The organism is Sinorhizobium sp. BG8 (assembly GCF_016864555.1).
Taxonomy (GTDB): domain Bacteria; phylum Pseudomonadota; class Alphaproteobacteria; order Rhizobiales; family Rhizobiaceae; genus BG8.
Window position 1 is genome coordinate 4485603 of the sequence record NZ_CP044011.1, and the last position, 18614, is coordinate 4504216.

15 protein-coding genes are annotated in these 18614 nt (G+C 63.2%); 5 read left to right on the top strand and 10 right to left on the bottom strand.

What is annotated here, in order from left to right; genetic code table 11:
• Positions 1-3 precede the first annotated feature (3 nt).
• The 3 genes from F3Y30_RS20855 to F3Y30_RS20865 all read left to right on the top strand — a co-directional run bounded on the left by F3Y30_RS20855 (position 4) and on the right by F3Y30_RS20865 (position 4155).
• Positions 4-1632, top strand: coding sequence for an alpha-D-glucose phosphate-specific phosphoglucomutase (locus F3Y30_RS20855; protein WP_203424551.1), 1629 nt, complete (start codon positions 4-6; stop codon positions 1630-1632).
• Between the two features lie 26 nt (positions 1633-1658).
• Positions 1659-3605 (top strand): glycogen debranching protein GlgX, encoded by a 1947-nt coding sequence (gene glgX, locus F3Y30_RS20860; protein WP_246752823.1) that lies wholly within the window; start codon positions 1659-1661, stop codon positions 3603-3605.
• A 61-nt stretch (positions 3606-3666) separates the two neighbouring features.
• Entirely contained in the window at positions 3667-4155 is a 489-nt protein-coding gene (locus F3Y30_RS20865; RefSeq protein ID WP_203424553.1) for a MaoC family dehydratase, read from the top strand.
• Between the two features lie 100 nt (positions 4156-4255).
• Here F3Y30_RS20865 and F3Y30_RS20870 read toward each other — a convergent pair whose 3' ends face one another.
• The 4 genes from F3Y30_RS20870 to F3Y30_RS20885 all read right to left on the bottom strand — a co-directional run bounded on the left by F3Y30_RS20870 (position 4256) and on the right by F3Y30_RS20885 (position 9445).
• Complete coding sequence (locus tag F3Y30_RS20870; protein ID WP_203424554.1) at positions 4256-4801, bottom strand: sarcosine oxidase subunit gamma; 546 nt, start codon at positions 4799-4801, stop codon at positions 4256-4258.
• A complete protein-coding gene (locus F3Y30_RS20875; protein WP_203424555.1) occupies positions 4794-7787 on the bottom strand; it encodes a sarcosine oxidase subunit alpha in 2994 nt (997 codons plus the stop codon). Before F3Y30_RS20875 ends, F3Y30_RS20870 begins: the two co-directional genes overlap by 8 nt.
• Positions 7784-8128: a sarcosine oxidase subunit delta gene (locus F3Y30_RS20880; protein WP_203424556.1), complete on the bottom strand. Its 345-nt coding sequence runs from the start codon at positions 8126-8128 to the stop codon at positions 7784-7786. The genes F3Y30_RS20875 and F3Y30_RS20880 overlap by 4 nt, the downstream gene beginning before the upstream one ends.
• A gap of 63 nt (positions 8129-8191) precedes the next feature.
• A complete protein-coding gene (locus tag F3Y30_RS20885) occupies positions 8192-9445 on the bottom strand; it encodes a sarcosine oxidase subunit beta family protein (RefSeq protein ID WP_203424557.1) in 1254 nt (417 codons plus the stop codon).
• Between the two features lie 385 nt (positions 9446-9830).
• Between F3Y30_RS20885 and rpsU the strand changes: the two genes are divergently transcribed.
• Entirely contained in the window at positions 9831-10061 is a 231-nt protein-coding gene (gene rpsU, locus F3Y30_RS20890) for a 30S ribosomal protein S21 (RefSeq protein ID WP_203424558.1), read from the top strand.
• Positions 10062-10382: 321 nt separating this feature from the next.
• Positions 10383-11264 (top strand): tetratricopeptide repeat protein, encoded by an 882-nt coding sequence (locus F3Y30_RS20895; protein WP_203424559.1) that lies wholly within the window; start codon positions 10383-10385, stop codon positions 11262-11264.
• A gap of 136 nt (positions 11265-11400) precedes the next feature.
• On the opposite strand, the gene F3Y30_RS20900 is transcribed toward F3Y30_RS20895, so the two are convergent.
• From F3Y30_RS20900 to F3Y30_RS20925, 6 genes are all read right to left on the bottom strand, one after another.
• The gene (locus F3Y30_RS20900) at positions 11401-12798 is read right to left on the bottom strand and encodes an NAD(P)(+) transhydrogenase (Re/Si-specific) subunit beta (RefSeq protein ID WP_203424560.1); all 1398 of its coding nucleotides are present in this window, start codon (positions 12796-12798) and stop codon (positions 11401-11403) included.
• Between the two features lie 10 nt (positions 12799-12808).
• On the bottom strand, positions 12809-13219 hold the full coding sequence (locus tag F3Y30_RS20905; protein WP_203424561.1) for an NAD(P) transhydrogenase subunit alpha: 411 nt from the start codon (positions 13217-13219) through the stop codon (positions 12809-12811).
• A complete protein-coding gene (locus F3Y30_RS20910; protein WP_203424562.1) occupies positions 13219-14379 on the bottom strand; it encodes a Re/Si-specific NAD(P)(+) transhydrogenase subunit alpha in 1161 nt (386 codons plus the stop codon). Before F3Y30_RS20910 ends, F3Y30_RS20905 begins: the two co-directional genes overlap by 1 nt.
• Before the next feature lie 88 nt (positions 14380-14467).
• On the bottom strand, positions 14468-14692 hold the full coding sequence (locus F3Y30_RS20915) for an aa3-type cytochrome c oxidase subunit IV (RefSeq protein ID WP_203424563.1): 225 nt from the start codon (positions 14690-14692) through the stop codon (positions 14468-14470).
• A gap of 257 nt (positions 14693-14949) precedes the next feature.
• Positions 14950-15738 (bottom strand): hypothetical protein, encoded by a 789-nt coding sequence (locus tag F3Y30_RS20920; RefSeq protein ID WP_203424564.1) that lies wholly within the window; start codon positions 15736-15738, stop codon positions 14950-14952.
• Positions 15739-15917: 179 nt separating this feature from the next.
• Positions 15918-18227 carry an EAL domain-containing protein gene (locus F3Y30_RS20925; protein ID WP_203424565.1) on the bottom strand — a complete coding sequence of 770 codons (2310 nt, stop codon included), beginning with the start codon at positions 18225-18227 and terminating at the stop codon, positions 15918-15920.
• Positions 18228-18614: the final 387 nt, after the last annotated feature.

Sequence of the window (18614 nt, forward strand, 5' to 3'; positions counted from 1 at the left end):
ACCATGATCAAGACGATTGCGACAACCCCTTACGACGACCAGAAGCCCGGGACCTCGGGCCTGCGCAAGAAGGTGCCCGTCTTCCAGCAGAAGAACTATGCGGAGAACTTCATCCAGGCGATTTTCGATTCGCTGGAAGGCTTTGCCGGCGAGACGCTGGTGATCGGCGGCGATGGCCGCTTCTACAATCGTGAAGTCATCCAGATCGCCATCAAGATGGCTGCCGCGAACGGCTTCGGGCGCGTTCTGGTCGGCCGCGGCGGAATTCTCTCGACTCCGGCCGCCTCCAACATCATCCGCAAGTACAAGGCTTTCGGCGGCATCGTCCTTTCCGCCAGCCACAATCCCGGCGGGCCGACCGAGGACTTCGGCATCAAGTACAACATCGGCAATGGCGGTCCCGCGCCGGAGAAGATCACCGACGCGATCTATGCCCGCACGAAGGTCATAGACAGCTACAAGATCGCCGATGTCGAGGATATCAACCTCGACAACGAGGGTGCGCAGGACGTCGCGGGCATGTCGGTAACCGTCATCGACCCCGTGACGGATTACGCCGCCCTGATGGAGGAGCTTTTCGATTTTGCTGCGATCCGCAGCCTGATCTCCTCCGGCTTCAACGTCGTCTTCGACGCCATGAGCGCAGTGACGGGTCCCTATGCGAAGGAGATCATCGAGAACCGTCTGGGCGCGCCCAAGGGATCGGTCCTCAACTTCGTGCCGCTGCCCGACTTCGGCGGACACCATCCGGATCCGAACCTCGTGCACGCCCGCGCGCTCTACGACCAGATGATGGCCGACGACGCGCCCGACTTCGGCGCCGCGTCCGACGGGGACGGCGACCGCAACCTCATCATCGGCAAGGGCATCTTCGTGACGCCGTCGGACAGCCTCGCGCTCCTGGCCGCCAATGCCCATCTCGCCCCCGGCTATTCCGCCGGTCTTGCCGGCATCGCGCGCTCGATGCCGACGAGCGGAGCGGCCGACCGCGTTGCCGAGAAGCTCGGGATCAAGCTCTACGAAACGCCGACCGGTTGGAAGTTCTTCGGAAACCTGCTCGACGCCGGCCTTGCGACGATCTGCGGCGAGGAAAGCGCCGGCACCGGTTCCAACCATGTACGCGAGAAGGACGGGCTTTGGGCAGTGCTGCTGTGGCTCAACATCCTTGCCGTGCGCAAGGAGAGCGTGATCGATATCGTCCACAGCCACTGGGCGACCTATGGCCGCAACTACTATTCGCGCCATGACTACGAAGAGGTCGATTCGGCAGCCGCCAACGGCCTCGTGACGGCGCTGCGCGACCAGCTCGCAACGCTGCCCGGAAAGTCCTTCGGAGCGCTCAAGGTCGTGGCGGCGGACGATTTCGCCTATCACGATCCGGTCGACGGCTCGGTCAGCAAGAACCAGGGCATCCGCATCCTGTTCGAAGGCGGTTCGCGGGTCGTGTTCCGCCTGTCCGGCACTGGAACCTCAGGCGCGACGCTTCGCGTCTACATCGAGCGGTTCGAGCCGGACACATCCCGCCACGGCATTGAGACGCAGGCGGCTCTCGCCGACCTTATCGCTGTTGCCGACGAGATTGCCGGGATCAGGAGCCGCACCGGCCGCGACGCACCAAGCGTCATCACGTGATGGCGGTAACGCCGGTGGCCCTTCCGATGCTGGGAGCAAGCGTCTCCGCGGATGGCGTGATATTCGCGGTGCACTCCCACGACGCAGCGCGCATCGACCTGTGCATCTTCGACGACGAGGGGCGGACGGAAGTCCGCCGCCTTGCAATGACGCGCGAAGAAACCGGCAGGCACGCAGCCTTCGTGGCCGGCATCGGCGCCGGCACCCGCTACGGCTTTCGTGCCGACGGTATCTATTCGCCCGATCACGGGCTCTGGTTCGACCCGTCGAAGCTTCTTGTCGATCCCTATGCCAAGGTGCTGGACCGCCCCTTCGTCTACGACGGGCGGCTTGGCGTCTACGGAGAGGATACCGCCGCCCTCGTGCCGAAGGCGATCGTTACTGTCGACAAGCCCGTCGCGGTGTCGCCGCCCCTGCTGGGTCGCGGCGGCTTCATCTACGAAGTTGCGGTGCGTGCCTTCACCATGCTGCATCCGGAGGTGCCCGAGGCGATGCGCGGCACCGTCGGCGCTCTCGCCCATCCTGCCGTGCTCAAGCACTTGAAACGGCTCGGCGTGGAAGCGGTGGAGCTGATGCCGATCACCGCATGGATAGATGAACGCCACCTGCCGCCCCTCGGACTCCACAACAGCTGGGGCTATAACCCGATCGCACTGATGGCCCTTGATCCGCGTCTCGTCCCGGGCGGCATGCCGGAGCTGGCATCCACGGTCGCCGCGCTTCGCGCCGAAGGCATCGGCGTCATACTCGACCTCGTCTTCAACCACTCCGGAGAAAGCGACCGCCACGGCGCGACGCTTTCGATGCGCGGACTGGACAATCTTACCTACTACCGGCGCCTCCCCGACAGGCCCGGCGACCTCGTCAACGACACCGGATGCGGCAACACGATCGCGTGCGAGCATCCGCAGATCCGCCACCTCGTTCTCGACAGTCTCCGGCACTTCGTGCTGAATGCCGGCGTCGATGGCTTTCGCTTCGACCTCGCATCGATACTCGGGCGCGAGGATGGCAGTTTCCGGCCAGAAGCCGCGCTGCTTTCTGAAATGCATGCCGATCCCGTTCTCGCCGACCGTGTGCTCATCGCGGAGCCGTGGGATATCGGGCCCGGCGGCTATCAGCTTGGCAACTTCCCGTCTGCCTTCCTGGAATGGAACGACCGGTTTCGCGACGACATGCGCATGTTCTGGCGCGGAGACAGGCATCGCCTCGGTTCGCTTGCAACGACCATCAGCGGTTCGTCCGACATCTTCTCGCGCAACGGCGGCACGACCAGCCGCAGCGTCAACTTCATCGCCGCCCATGACGGCTTCGCTCTGATGGACGTCGTCTCGTACACCGAGAAGCACAACCAGGCCAACGGCGAAGACAACCGCGACGGCCACAACGAAAACCACTCCTGGAACAATGGCGTCGAGGGTGAGACCGGCCAGCCGGACATCGTCGCCGCACGGCGCAGGGACGTGATGGCGCTCTTGGCGAGCCTCTTCGCCTCGAAGGGCTCCGTGATGATCACCGCCGGCGACGAGTTCGGCCGCACGCAGCACGGCAACAACAACGCCTATTGCCAGGACAATTCGCTGACCTGGCTAGACTGGACGACGGCGGACGAAGACCTGCTTGCCTATGCCTCCCGCCTCGCCGCCGCCCGAAAACGCTTCTCCGTCTTCTCGCAGGACGCCTTCTTCACCGGTGCGGGCGATGTCGCCTGGCTGACGCTTGGCGGCGCTCCGATGGCCGTGCCCGATTGGGAAAATGCCGTTGCCGGCAGCCTCATCATGCTGCTTTCGACAATAGACAGCGAGCAGAAACGTCAGACGCGGCTCGCGATCGTCTTCAATCGGGAGCGCTGCGACCAGCCCCTCTCGCTCCCCGAAACCCTGGGGAAAGGCTGGCGTGCTTTGCTGGCCGAGGGTGCCTCACCGCACACCGCAGCCTCGCGCAGCGTTGAGTTCTTCGTGGAAATCTATTGAATTGATCCTGCGGTCGCTGGCCTGTAAGAACGCCTCGCCCACCCGTGCACAGGGACAAGCTATGCCGAAAGACATTCATCTCCGCGACGTCAAGGACCTGATCGGCAAGGAAATCGGTGTCTCGAAATGGTTTACCGTCGACCAGAGCATGATCGACCGGTTCGCCGATGCCACGGAAGATCACCAGTTCATCCATACTAATCCGGAGCGGGCCGCCGCCGAGACGCCCTTCGGCGGAACGATCGCGCATGGCTTCCTCTCGCTTTCGCTGCTTTCGGCGATGAACTACGACTGCCTGCCGCGCGTGATCGAGCAGACGATGGGCATCAACTACGGCTTCGACAAGGTCCGCTTCATGACGCCGGTGAAGAGCGGCGCGAAGGTGCGCGGCCGCTTCACGATGGCGGACGCCCGTTTTCGTGGCGGCGGCATGCTCATGGTCACCTATGACGTGACGGTGGATGTCGAGAACGAGCGCAAGCCTGCGCTGACGGCAAGCTGGATCACGATCATCCAGTTCGACCCGAAGGACCGTCCGGAAGACGGCTGAGACGGGATCAAGGAATGGCCCCGACAATCGGGAGATTGCGGGGCCACAAGACTTTCATTCGCGGATGTTTATCCCAGGCGGAGCCGCAGGGCGCGTCCGGTCAGACAGACACGTCCTCCGCGCCCTCGGACAGGATTCCGAAGGCATAGGGAGAAAATGACCTCCAGAACTCCACCCTGTAGTCGTCCTTGCCCGTGCGATAGATCACGGCCTCGATCTTGCCGAGCACGGTGCGTGCGCAGGCACCAACGGGGAAGACCACCGGCGACAGGTCGAGGGGGCTCGCGCTCGTGATTGCCTCGGCAGCGCTCGGACCCGACACGATCACGGCGGTGTTGCGGTGGGAAACATCCACGGCCGAATGGAGGACCTTGGCGGATGCCGCCGCAGCCAGGAGATCCGCGCCGTTCTCGTCGATCAGCAACCATTCGTCGGGACCGAGCCACAGCGCGTGGCGGCCCTTCGAGGAGGCAGACGTCTTCGCCTTCGTGGGAAGGGTGAGGCCGAGGGCGGCGGAAAGCGCGGACACGGCGTCAGCCCCCGCCCGCAGCGACAACCGGGTGGCGGGTGCCGCCGGCTCGACCCGTGCGGCCCGGGAGCCGCCATGACGGCCGGCGAGCGGTTCGATACGAAGTGCTTCAGCCATTGAGGCGTACCCCTTCCTTGTCAATGAACACCATTTCGCTGACTTCCACCGCGATCGTCTTGTCAGGCATGGGGATGTAGAGCGTCTGGCCGAGCTTGGCCTGGCCACCCGCCACGACCGCAAGCGCGATCGACCGTCCGCAGTTCTCCGACCAGTAGGACGAGGTCACGTGGCCGAGCATGGTCATCGGCTTGGGCTCGTTCGGATCGGCGACGATCTGCGCGCCCTCTTCCAGCACTTCCGTCGGGTCCTTGGTCAGCAGGCCGACCATCTGCTTGCGGCCTTCCTTCACCAGATCCGGCCGCTTGAGGCCCCGGATGCCCACGAAATCGGTCTTCTTCTTCGAGACCGCCCAGCCCACGCCCGCATCGAAGGGGGTGACCGTTCCGTCCGTATCCTGGCCCACGATGATGTAGCCCTTCTCGGCGCGCAGCACGTGCATCGTCTCGGTGCCGTAGGCGCAGGCGCCGAGCGGTTCGGCCTGGGCCCAGATCGCCTCCCATACGGCCTGGCCGTAGTCGGCAGGCACGTTGACCTCATAGCCGGCCTCGCCGGTGAACGACATGCGGAAGAGCCGGGTCGGAACGCCGCAGATCTTGCCCTCGCGCACGCTCATGTGCGGGAAGGCTTCATTCGACATGTCGATGCCCTCGACCAGCGGAGCGATGATCTCGCGCGCCTTCGGGCCCTGGACGGCGATGACAGCCCATTGCTCGGTCGTGGATGTGAGCCAGACCTTGAGGTGCGGGAATTCCGTCTGGAGATAGTCCTCCATATGGTTCATCACCCGGGGCGCTCCGCCCGTCGTGGTCGTCACATGGAAGCGGTCTTCCGCCAGCCTGCCGACGACGCCGTCGTCATAGACGAAGCCGTCCTCGCGCAGCATGATGCCGTATCGGCAGCGACCGGGCTTCAGCGTGTCCCATGCATTGGTGTACATCAGGTTGAGGAACTCGGCCGCATCCGGACCGACGACCTCGATCTTGCCGAGCGTCGAGGCGTCGAAGATGCCTGCGACGTCGCGGACCGTGCGGCATTCGCGGTTGACCGCATCGTGCATCGTCTCGCCCGAGCGCGGATAGTACCAGGCTCTCTTCCAGTTGCCGACATCCTCGAAGACCGCGCCATGCGCCTCTTCCCAGGGATGCATCGGTGTCTTGCGGGCGGGATCGAACAGGTCTCCGCGCGAGTGGCTGATCAGCGTTCCGAACGTGACCGGCGTGTACGGCGCGCGGAAGGTCGTCAGACCAACCTTCGGAATCTCGCGACCGAGCATGTCCGCAGCGATCGCCAGCCCGTGGATGTTGGACAGCTTGCCCTGGTCGGTCGCCATGCCGTTGGTGGTGAAGCGCTTGATGTGCTCGATGGAGTGCATGCCCTCGCGCACGGCAAGGCGGATGTCCTTGGCGCAGACGTCGTTCTGGAAGTCGACGAAGGCCTTGACGGTGGTGTCCGCTCCAGCGCCCTCCGCGCTCCCGGCCATGCCGCCGGTCCACTCGATGGCGTTCTCGCCGTGCAGTTCCAGCTTTGCGCCGCTCTGATGGCCCGTTGCGCGCGCCATCAGGTCGCCCGCCGCAAGGGCTTCCTCGATCGTTGCCTGCAGGCCGATCGTGCCGTTGCACGCGCCGATCGAGAGGCAGTCCTGCGCGTAGGTTCCCGGCAGGAACCGTCCGGTCTCGGCATCGTAGGCAACCTTGCCGCGCGACTGCGAGAACAGGTGCACGGAAGGCGTCCAGCCGGCCGACATGATCAGTGCATCGACGGGAATGGAGCGCGCGGCGCCGCCGCCGTTGCGCACGACCTTCATGGAAGAAATCCGGCGATATCCCTTGGTGTCCACGACGGAATGGCCGGTGAGAACCTCAATCCCGAGCGACCGCGCCTCGGAGAGCACCTTCTCGCCCGGTCTTTCGCGGCAGTCGACGATCGCTGCGATCGAAACCCCGGCGCGCTTCAAGTCGAAGGCCGCCTCGTAGGCGGAATCGTTCGCGGTGTAGACGCCGATCTTGCGGCCTACCGCGACGCCGAAATGGTTGAGGTACGTGCGGGCCGCAGAGGCCAGCATGATGCCGGGCCGGTCGTTGTTGGCGAACACCATGTGCCGCTCGATCGCACCCGTCGCCAGGATCACGCGCTTGGCACGGACCTGCCACAGCCGCTCGCGGGGGAGCTTGCGGTCGGGTCGCGACAGGTGATCCGTGACGCGTTCGGCAAGACCGACGAAATTGTGGTTGTAGTAGCCGAACGCCGTGGTGCGGGTGAGCACCGTGACGTTTTCCATGGTCGAGAGTTCGGCGGTTGCGGCCTGCGCCCAGGCGTAGCCCTCCTGTCCGTCGATCGTCACGCCCTTGTCGAAATGCAGCGCGCCGCCGGCTTCCGGCTGCTCGTCGCAGAGGATGACTTTTGCCCCTGCCCGCGCAGCAGACAGCGCCGCCGCAAGACCGGCGACACCGGCTCCGACCACGAGCACGTCGCAATAGGCGTATCGGTTGGCGTAGTGGTCCGGATCCTCTTCCGTCGGCGCCACGCCGAGGCCGGCGGCGCGGCGAATGAAGGGCTCATAGACCTTTTCCCAGGCGGCGCGCGGCCACATGAAGGTCTTGTAGTAGAAACCCGCCGCGAAGAAGGGGGAGAAAGCGTTGTTGATGCCGCCGACGTCGAAGGCGAGCGAAGGCCAGCGATTCTGGGACTCCACCTTCATGCCGTCGAAGACTTCCTGCACGGTCGCCCGCACATTGGGCTGCTTGCGCGCCGTGTCGCGGGCGACGTCGATGAGCGCGTTCGGCTCCTCCGGTCCCGCCGACAGGATGCCCCGCGGCCGGTGGTACTTGAACGACCGTCCGACGAGATGGACGCCGTTCGCGATCAGCGCGGAGGCGACCGTGTCGCCTTCGAGCGCCGCGTAGGTCTTGCCGTCGAAGGTGAAACGCGCGGTCTTGGCGGGGGTCAGGCGACCGGCGCCTGCAATGCGATTAGCGCCCGTCATTTCGCCAGTCCTTCCGTGGCTTCATAGGTCTCGACAGTCTTTTCCGTGGCCTTCGGCTTGTCCGAAAGATCCGGCTTGGGTTCGCCCGCCTTGTAGCTCATCAGGAACTTGTCGCTGACCGTATCGCGTGCGGCATTGAAGAAGCGCCCGCAGCCGTGGATGTGCCGCCAGCGTTCGAAAATCAGTCCCTTGGGGTTGTCGCGCAGGAAGAAGAAGGCTTCGAATTCCGCGTCGGTGATATCCGCAATGTTGGTCGGCCGCGCAATATGGGCGTCGCCGGCATGGCGGAATTCGAGCTCGGAGCGATCTTCCTCGCAATAGGGGCAGTGGATCAAAAGCATCGTGTCTCTCCTGTCCCATGGGCGCCGGACCCGGGCCGGCCGGCGCGCACGGGAGAATCTCTGTCAGTGCGCCACGGCCGCGGCGGCCGCTTCATCGATGAGGCGTCCCGTGCGGAAACGGTCCAGCGTGAGCCCCGCCGCCAGCTTGTGCGGCTCGCCTTTCGCGATCAGGTGGGCAAACAGGTGCGCCGAGCCGGGGGTCGCCTTGAAGCCGCCGGTTCCCCAGCCGCAGTTGACGAAGAGGTTCGGCACGGGCGTCACGCCCTGGATGGCCGAGCGATCCGGGGTGTTGTCGGTGATGCCGCCCCACTGGCGCATCATCTTCACCCGGCGGAACATCGGGAACAGCTCGCAGATGGCGTCGAGCGTATGCGTGATGATCTGCAGGCCGCCGGTCTGGGAATAGGAGTTGTACTGGTCCGTACCGGCACCGATCACCAGCTCGCCCTTGTCGGACTGGGAGATGTAGGCGTGAACCGAGTTCGACATGACCACGCACGGGAAGATCGGCTTCATCGGCTCGGAAACCAGCGCCTGAAGCGGCGTCGAATGCAGGGGAACGCGAACGTCGGCCATCGCCATGACCACGGAATTGTGCCCCGATGCGGAAACGGCGATCTTCTTGGCGCCAATGAAGCCCCGGCTGGTGTCGACACCCGTCACTTCACCGCTCGGGCCGCGGCGGATGCCCTTGACCTCACAGTTCTGAATGATGTGCACGCCGCGATCCGAAGCGGCACGCGCATAACCCCAGGCGACCGCATCGTGGCGCGCCGTGCCGCCGCGCCGCTGCAGGGCTGCACCGTTGATCGGATAGCGCGCGGTAGCGGAAATATCGAGCGGCGGGCAGTAGGCCTTGGCTTGCTCCGGCGTCAGCCATTCATTGTCGATGCCGTGAAGGCGATTGGCGTGAATGTGCCGGCTGAAGGACTGGCGATCGTGGACATTGTGGGACAGCATCATGACGCCGCGCGGCGAGTACATGACATTGTAGTTGAGCTCCTGCGACAGCCCTTCCCAGAGCTTCAGCGAATGCTCGTAGATGTCCATGCTTTCGTCATAGAGATAGTTCGAGCGGATGATGGTGGTGTTGCGGCCCGTATTGCCGCCCCCGAGCCAGCCCTTCTCGATCACGGCGACATTGGTGATGCCATGTTCCTTCGCGAGATAGTAGGCGGCGCCGAGTCCGTGACCGCCACCCCCGATGATGACGACATCGTACTCCTTGCGCGGTTCCGGTGAAGTCCATTGGGCTTCCCACCCCTTGTGACCGCGCAACGCCTCGCGTGCTACGGCGAAAACCGAATATTTGCGCATCCGCCTCTTACTCCGTATGTCCCGGCCCGATGTCCGTGTCGCCGATAAAAAGCAAATCTGCGCAACGCACAACGTTTTCTTTGCGACGCATTCGGGCGCGCCTTGCAACACCTGCGACATGCCGGCCGACATGTCGCAGACGGGCGCTTCCATTCCGGACGCAGATACGGCATCCTGCGGCTCCAGGAGCGGCCGGGAGCGGTTTTTTCGGGGGCGGCGGGCACATATTTTCCACCGCCTGCGACATCGAGGCTGGACTTGCAGCGGGTGATCTGGTATCCGACGCTCCAATCGCACGCCAATCCGGCGCCGCGAACGTATTTTATTTGCCTTGGCGGCCTGCGCTCGCGAGGCTCACCACTCGAACTAAAGGAACGGGATTCTCGTGCAGGTACTTGTCCGCGATAACAACGTCGATCAGGCTCTCCGCGCTCTCAAGAAGAAGATGCAGCGCGAAGGCATTTTCCGGGAAATGAAGATGCGCGACTACTATGAAAAGCCGTCGCAGAAGCGCGCCCGCGAAAAGGCTGAGGCTGTCCGCCGTGTTCGCAAGCTGGCTCGCAAGCGCGCACAGCGCGAAGGCCTCGTCAGCGGCGGTCGCACCGCAGCACGCTGATCGGTCGTTTTTTCGACGTTTTCCGATGCAAGGTCTGGCGGGGGCGATATGTTCGCCGCCGCCTTTTTAATATGACGCAGGGACTGGCGCGTCCGCCCCTCTGTGAAGGGGACGAGACAGCCTGGCCATCGACCTCGGTCGAAACTGTCTTCACGGGTCCAGCAGGACAAAAGCGGCTGCAGACATCAGCCGGAACTGGCGGCGGGCATTCACGAATATCCGCGATACGCTCAGAGGGCCGCAGCTCCATGTTGCGGACGGCGGGTTCCGGCATGATCAGAATCGGGCGCTTGGCGCCGCCTTGAGGGACAACACTTGAACATGGCAGGCATTTCCGGTTTTTCTTCCTACACTTCCGATCGCCGAACGACCCGATTGCTTTCAAAGGGGCGTCTCGCCGCTCTTCTGCTTGCTGTCGCCGCCCCGGCGCTTCTGGCCGGCTGCCAGTCGAACAATTCCTCCGACGTGATCCAGATCGAACGCGAGCAGGGATCGAACGAGAACATCGCCTCGCTTTCGAGCGTGATCGCGGCCAACCCGCAGGATCCCGAAGGCTACAACGTCCGCGGCTCCGCCTATGGCCGCGCAGGCCAGTTCCGCAAGGCTCTCGACGATTTCGACCGTGCGATCACGCTGAACCCGCGCTTCTACCAGGCCTACGCCAACCGCGCGCTCGTTCAGCGCAACCTCGGCAAGCAGGGCGAAGCTGCCGCCGACTACAATTCGGCACTGCAGATCAACCCGAACTATGACGTCGCGTATATCGGCCGTGGCAACCTCTACCGCCAGGCAGGCCGCGTCGACGATGCCTTCAAGGATTTCAACAAGGCGATCGAGCTCGACACCACCGATCCGCGCGCCTATCACAACCGCGGCCTGATCTACCAGACCCGCGGGCAGCACGGGCAGGCCATCGAGGACTTCTCGAAGGCGATCTCGCTGTCGCCGAATTCGCCGGAGCCGTACAACGGCCGTGGCATCTCCTATGCCGCCCAGGGCGACGACGACAACGCGTTCTCGGATTTCAACACCGCGATCACGCTGAACAACAAGATTGCGGAATCCTGGGCGAACCAGGCGCTGATCTACGAGCGCCGCGGCGACAAGGCCCGCGCCGCCAAGTCCTATTCGCATGCGCTTCAGCTCGATCCGAAGTATCAGCCCGCAAAGGACGGCCTGGCGCGTACCCGCGGTCAGGCGTGATTTTGCCCGGCCGGTCGACGGCCTGGGCCTAGGCCCGCTGAAGGCGTAAACGACAAAGCCCGCGAGATCGTCTCGCGGGCTTCTTTTTTGTCCTGTGGAGCCCCCTGAGGGGACCCCGTTCGGGCGTGTCAGTGCGTCAGTGGTTCATCGCCTTGACGATTTCCTCGGTCATCTTCTTGGCGTCGCCCAGAAGCATCATCGTGCCGTCCTTGTAGAACAGCGTATTGTCGATGCCGGCATAGCCGGAGCCGAGCGAACGCTTGACGAAGAGGCAGGTCTTGGCCTTGTCGACGTCGAGGATCGGCATGCCGTAGATCGGCGAGGTCTTGTCATCGCGGGCCGCCGGATTGGTCACGTCGTTGGCACCGATGACATAGGCGACGTCGGCCTGCGCGAACTCGGAGTTGATGTCCTCGAGCTCGAAGACCTCGTCATAGGGAACGTTCGCCTCGGCGAGCAGCACGTTCATGTGGCCGGGCATGCGGCCGGCGACCGGGTGGATCGCATACTTCACCTCGACGCCGTTTTCCTTCAGCTTGTCGGCGAGTTCGCGCAGCGCATGCTGCGCCTGGGCGACAGCCATGCCATAGCCGGGGACGATGATCACCTTCGAGGCGTTCTGCATGAGGAAGGCCGCGTCGTCTGCGGAACCCTGCTTCACCGTCCGCTGGACGCCGTCGTCCGCCGCTACAGCCGTCTCTCCGCCGAAACCGCCGAGGATGACCGAGATGAACGAGCGGTTCATCCCCTTGCACATGATGTAGGAGAGGATGGCACCGGAGGAGCCGACCAGCGCCCCGGTGATGATCAGCGCGAGGTTGCCGAGCGTGAAGCCGATACCGGCCGCTGCCCATCCCGAATAGGAGTTCAGCATCGACACGACGACGGGCATGTCTGCCCCGCCGATCGGCACGATGATCAGAACACCGAGCGCCAGCGACAGCAGCACGATCGCCCAGAAGTCGAAGTGGCTTTCGCTCACCGCCAGACCGGCGATGAAGAAGACGATCAGGACCAGCAGCGCCGCATTGATCAGGTGCCGGTAGGGCAGCAGGATCGGCTTGCCGGACATGCGCCCGTCAAGTTTCAGGAAGGCGATGATCGAGCCGGTGAAGGTGATCGCGCCGATCGCCACGCCGAGCGCCATTTCCACCAGCGCCTGGCCGTGGATGGAGCCGACCTCGCCGATGCCGAAAGCGGACGGCGAGTAGAGTGCTGCGGCGGCCACAAGCACGGCTGCGAGACCGACCAGCGAGTGGAAGCCGGCGACGAGCTGCGGCATCGAGGTCATCGGGATGGAGCGTGCGATGTACGCCCCTGCCCCGCCGCCGATGGCAAGGCCGAGCACGATCAGCAGCAGCCCGCCGAAGGAGGGCGTCGCCAGGAGCAGCGTCGTGACGATCGCGATCCCCATGCCGGTCATGCCGAGCATGTTGCCGCGACGGCTGGTTGTCGGATGAGAGAGCCCGCGCAGCGCTATGATGAACAGGACGCCCGAGACGAGATAGAGGAAGGCAGCAATATTCTGAGACATCAGCGCGCCCTCACTTCTCTTTTTTCTTGTACATCGCCAGCATGCGCTGGGTGACGAGGAAGCCGCCGAAGATATTGACGGACGCGAGTATGAGCGCGATGAAACCGAAGCCCGTGGCGACGCCCGAAAGCGAGATGCCGACGGCGAGCAGGGCGCCGACCACGATCACCGAGGAGATCGCGTTGGTGACGGCCATCAGCGGCGTGTGCAGCGCCGGCGTCACCGACCAGACGACATAGTAGCCGACGAAGATCGACAGCACGAAGATCGCAAGGCGGAAGACGAAGGGGTCGATCGCGCCTCCCGAGACGCCATGGGCGACCGCGCCTGCGGCGTCGGGCGCATATTCGGCGGCCGTGCGCACGGCCTCCACCGCACGCTCGAGATCCGTGATTGCCTTGTCCAAAAGCTCGTTTGCCATCAGGCGGTCCCTCCCATCGCCGGAGCTGCGGCGGCGGCGAAGTTCGGATGAACCACCGCGCCCGCATGCGTCAGCATCGTCGCCTTCACCAGTTCGTCTTCGAGGTTGAGCGCAAGCGCCTTCGTTTCCTTGTCGATCATCGTCTCAAGGAACGCGAGAAGGTTCTTGGCATAGAGCAGCGAGGCCGAAGCGGCGATGCGCCCTGCCATGTTGAGGTAGCCGATGACCTTGACGCCTTCGACTTCGGCCGTCTTTCCGGACTTGACCCCCTCGACATTACCTCCCCGCTCGACAGCGAGATCAACCGCGACCGAGCCGTTGCGCATCGCCTTCAGCATGTCGCGGGTGACGAGCTTCGGCGCCGGACGCCCCGGAATGAGCGCCGTGGTGATGACGATGTCCTGCTTGGAAATATGGTCTGCGACGAGTGCGGCCTGCTTGGCCTGGTACTCCTTGGACATTTCCTTGGCGTAGCCGCCGGCTGTTTCCGCTGCCTTGAACTCCTCGTCCTCGACCGCGATGAACTTGGCGCCGAGCGAGGCGACCTGTTCCTTGGCGGCCGGACGGACGTCGGTTGCCGAGACTGCGGCGCCGAGGCGCCTGGCGGTTGCGATTGCCTGAAGGCCGGCGACGCCCGCCCCCATGACGAAGACCTTCGCCGCCGGCACCGTGCCGGCCGCCGTCATCATCATCGGCATTGCCCGGTCGTAGGCCGCGGCCGCCTCGATCACCGCCTGGTAGCCGGCGAGGTTTGCCTGCGAGGAAAGGACGTCCATCGACTGCGCGCGGGTGATGCGCGGCATCAGCTCCATCGAGAAGCTGGTGAGCCCCGCCTTGGCCATCGCCGCCAGCGCCGCATCGTTGCCGTAGGGATCCATGATCGCGATCACGATCGCGCCGGACTTGAAGCCGCCGATCTCGGTGTCCGTCGGCCGGCGCACCTTCAGCACGACGTCAGCCGCCGCCGCGTCGGAGGTCGTTCCGATTCGGGCTCCCACGGCCTCGTAGTCGCTGTCGGAAATACGCGAGGCGAGGCCCGCGCCCTTCTCGACGACGACGCTGAAGCCGAGGCCGATCATCTTCTTGACCGTCTCGACGGATGCCGCGACGCGGCTTTCGCCCGCCTCTATTTCTTTTGCAATGAAAACCGACTTACTCACACGCCGCCCCTCCCCCAGCACGGACATAAACAGTCAGTGGCGCCCCTGGGAGGGGCACCGGCGATCCGGACAGATCCGGATGTTCAGATCAACGCAGGATGATGAATCCGAGAACGTTGAGAATGATGAGGAGGAGAAGGGCCGAGAAGAAGCCAGCGCTAGTGAAGAAGGCGGCAGCCATGGCGATGAGCAGCGTGACGCAGAACATCGTGCCGTACTTGGCGGCATTCACGAAGAGGTTGTAGGTCTTCTCGTGCTCGGCGTAGTCCATCGAAGCTCCGGTTTCGACCGGTCCGTGGTGATGCTCAGCCATATTTCACTTTCTCCTCGATGCGCACGACGTCGCCAGTTTCGAATGGCTCCCGCGCCTGCGTAAATTCCGGCCCCGACCATCAGGCGTCACTGCCCTGGATGCACGAGACGTTCTCCTTTTTGGCCATACACAAACCGCCGTGAAAGAGCAACGGTTCGGCACTGGTCGGCGAGGCACAAATATCGATTTAAGAGACACGAAAATGCCGGCGCATCGCTGCGCCGGCAGGGTCCTGTCGAAGTAGAGGTCGGATTGGACTAGATGCCCGCGCTGATGAGGCGGCCCCCGAGCTCAATCCGTCCGCCATAGTGGGCGAGCCGCGCGGTCGGCTTCACCGTGAGCGGGCTGAACATCATCTCGTCGCTGCGGCCGAACATCATGCGGCGCTCGAAGGCTTCCGACTTGAAGAAGGGGAAGCGCTCGTAGAGCGGCGGAAGCACTTCCTTCACGCGGGTGGCAAGCAGCGTCAGGTCTATGTTGTAGCTGCCGCAGTTCTTCTGCGGAGAGACGACCGTGTCGGCATCGAACACGCGCTTGTAGAAGGCGGCATGCTGCGGCTTCACCAGCTGGAGGCAGCGATCGACGCCGAAATAGTCCGTCGCCATGGTCGCAATCCGGAGGGTGAGGTAGGGGATCGCCGGCATCTCGCTCAGGACTTCCGGGTCGGCGGCAAGGCGGACCGGATCGATCAGCGACATTCCCGCATCGAGGAAAGCGTTGATCTCGTTGGGGAAGATCGAACCCGAGGAGCTGACCCGATGCTCCGGCGTGACGTGGTGCAGGCGCACCGTCGAGATCAGCCGCTCCTCGTAGTAGATCCCGAAGACGTAGGCATGGCTGTCAAAGTCGATGTCGTCGATGAGCGTCGAGCCCTTCAGCGGCAGGATGTCGGCCATCTTGTAGGCCTTGAAGCGGATTCGCGCCACATCCTCCATGTCCTCGCCCGTCTCGACGCGGCGATACTCGACCCTGTCCAGAAGCTCGAGAAGTTTATCCGAAAAGCGATTGCTCGCCGATTGCCCGGTAGCCGTTTGCACGCTGGCCATTGCACGAAGATCCCTGATTGCACGGAACGGTCACTTTGACGCGTGCGCACAATCAAGCATTTCAAACAATTTGTGTAAATTACCATTCATTAACCTTAACAGTTGGTTAACACTAATATTTGGCAATACACTTTAGTACCTTCTAACAAAGGCGGAAAATCTATCAAATTTCAGGGTTTTCAGGCGACCTGCCAGCCCTTTTGGGAGGTGTCGACGGGCCTCTTGTCCAGGGATTCTGCAAGCTCGAGAAGCGCCGAGGACGTCATCGGCGTCGCGAAGACATATCCCTGTATCAGATCGGCGCAACGGAACTTGTTGATGAGGGCGAGCTGCTCGCGCGTCTCCACCCCTTCGACAACGATGCGCAGCCCGAGCTCGCGGGAGAGGTTCACCGTGCCGCGCAGCAGCTTGAAGCGGCGGGAATCCTCACCGATGTTGCGCACGAAGGAGCGGTCGATTTTGATGATGTCGAGCGGCAGCGCATCGAGGTAGCTGAGGCTCGAGTAGCCCGTGCCGAAATCGTCGATGGCGATCGTGATGCCGCGGGCGCGCAACTCCTGCAGGATCGCCTGCACCGTGACGGGCTCTTCCATCAGGCAGCTTTCGGTCACCTCCAGGTGAAGCCGCGAGGGTTCGAGCCCGGTTGCCGAAAGGGCTTCGGAGATGATGGTGACGATCTCCGCATTGCGCAGGTCCTGCACCGAGAGGTTCACCGAGACGCCCATGTGCTTCGGCCAGCTTGCGCAGTCCGTGCATGCCTGGCGGATGACGAAGCGGGTGATTTCCGAGACGATGCCCATCTCTTCCGCAATCTGGATGAAGACGTTCGGGGGCACCGGACCGCGTTCCTCGTGGGTCCAGCGCGACAGCGCTTCGCAGCATTCGATCCGCGAGCCGTCCGGCAGGAACATCGGCTGGTAGGAGACCGACAGCTTGCCGTTCGCCACGGCGTCGCGCAGATCCGTCTTCAGCTTCTGCCGGTCGACGTAGCGCGCGTCCATCTCTTCTTCGAAGGCCGTGAACCCGCCCTTGTTGCGCGATTTCGTCTCGAACAGCGCGAGGTCGGCCTTGATCTGCAGGTCTTCGAGCCTGAAATCGTCGCTTGATACGAGAACGCATCCGACGCTGAGGGAGACCTGGAAGGTCATGCCGTCGAACTGGTACGTTCCGCGAATCTGGTCATGCAGGCGGCGCATGCGGTCTTCGAGATCCCGGCGGTTTGTCTCGTTCGGGAAGAACAGCATGAATTCATCGCCCATGAGATGGGCCGCGATCGCCCGGTCGCCGCCGAGCTTGCGGATGCGTTCCGCGATCATGCACAGCAGACGGTCGCCGGTGACATGGCCCTTCATGTCGTTGACGTGCTTGAAGTCGTCGACGTCGAGAACCATGAAGCCAACGGTGCCGGCGCGCTTGCGCTCGGCAAGTGCTGCCTGTACCAGCTCGCCGAAATAGGCGCGGTTCGGGAGGCCCGTGAGACTGTCGTAGCGGACCATGTGGAGAATCTTGTTCTCGGCCCTCATGCGCGCGGTGACATCCTCGAAGATCAGGACCGTGCCGCCGCTGTCGCGCGGACTTGCGGTGAATTCGAGATAGAGGTCGTCATTGACCTGCACCAGGGTCCTTGAACGCTCGCCCCTCAGAAGCTCGTCGAGCTGGCGAAGGACGGATTTGCTCTGCTCGGCATTGAGGAATGTGTTGCGGACCCCGAAGCGAAGCACCACGTCGAGGTGACAATCCTTCAGCCGATCCTGGTGGCCGAGATGCAGGAGCTCGCATGCCCGCCGGTTGGCGACGAGGATGCGGTGATCGGCATCGAGCATGAACAGGCCGTGAGGCATGTTGTTGAGCGCGGTATCGAAGCGCTCGGCGATCGTGGCGATCTCGCGCGCGGCAAGCACGTTTCTATAGAGGAACGCCCGGACGCCGTTTGCCATCATCCGCGTCGTCAGGATGAAGGGCAGGATCAAGACCGCCAGCACCGCATGATAGAAATCCTGCAGCCCCAGGAAGCCCGCGACCATCGGAATGCAGGCAGAAAGGGTAATGTAGTCCACCGCCCGGCGGGAGCCGTAGTTGCGCCCCACGACGGAAACCATGGTGGCGAGCGTCACCGAGATACAGGCGAGCTCGGCGAAACTGTCACGACTGACGAGGAGGCTGTAGCCGCAGGCCGACCCCAGAACCAGTGTCGTGCCGACCGCGCCGGCATTGTACCAGTTCTCCCAGTAGCGAATGCCGTCCATGGTCAGCGACTGCGAGTCGACGCGGTCGAACCGGCGCATTCCAAAGGCGCGCAGCGACCAGATCACCACGACGAGAGCGCTGCAAAGAAGATAGAAGGGGTCCGCAGTTTTCGCATAGACGAACGAGAACGTCACGACATGCGAGATCATGCCGACGAACAGCGTTTGACGATTCCCGTAGAGCGAACTGACAAAGGACAGATACACGTCCATCGGCAGCGAACTCTGACCCTTATCCTTCATGGATGCGGAGCTCCCAGTGACAGGAGAGGCTTACCCCTGAAAATTTAAGGAATGATTTCGTCCATGCGGCAATATCGAACAGGTATTGTCGGCTATTCCAGTTAAATGTGTCCAACCAACTGCCGATTTCAACTTTCTATTGCGCCAGGTTCAACGGATCCGCAAAGTACAACTTGGCATAGGCGGGCCCGTTTCAATTCGAATCTTTGCGAGATTCGGCCACAGGATAGGCCAGCGCAATCCACCATGACTGGCAGCTTGATGCAAGTCTGGTTAACAACGTACTCACGCCGATCTCCTCATTCTGGAAGAAATGTCGACATTTCGCCGGATTCTGAACGAAACAGATGGCGGGAAGTCCGGAAAGACTCTCGGATCGCGTGCCGT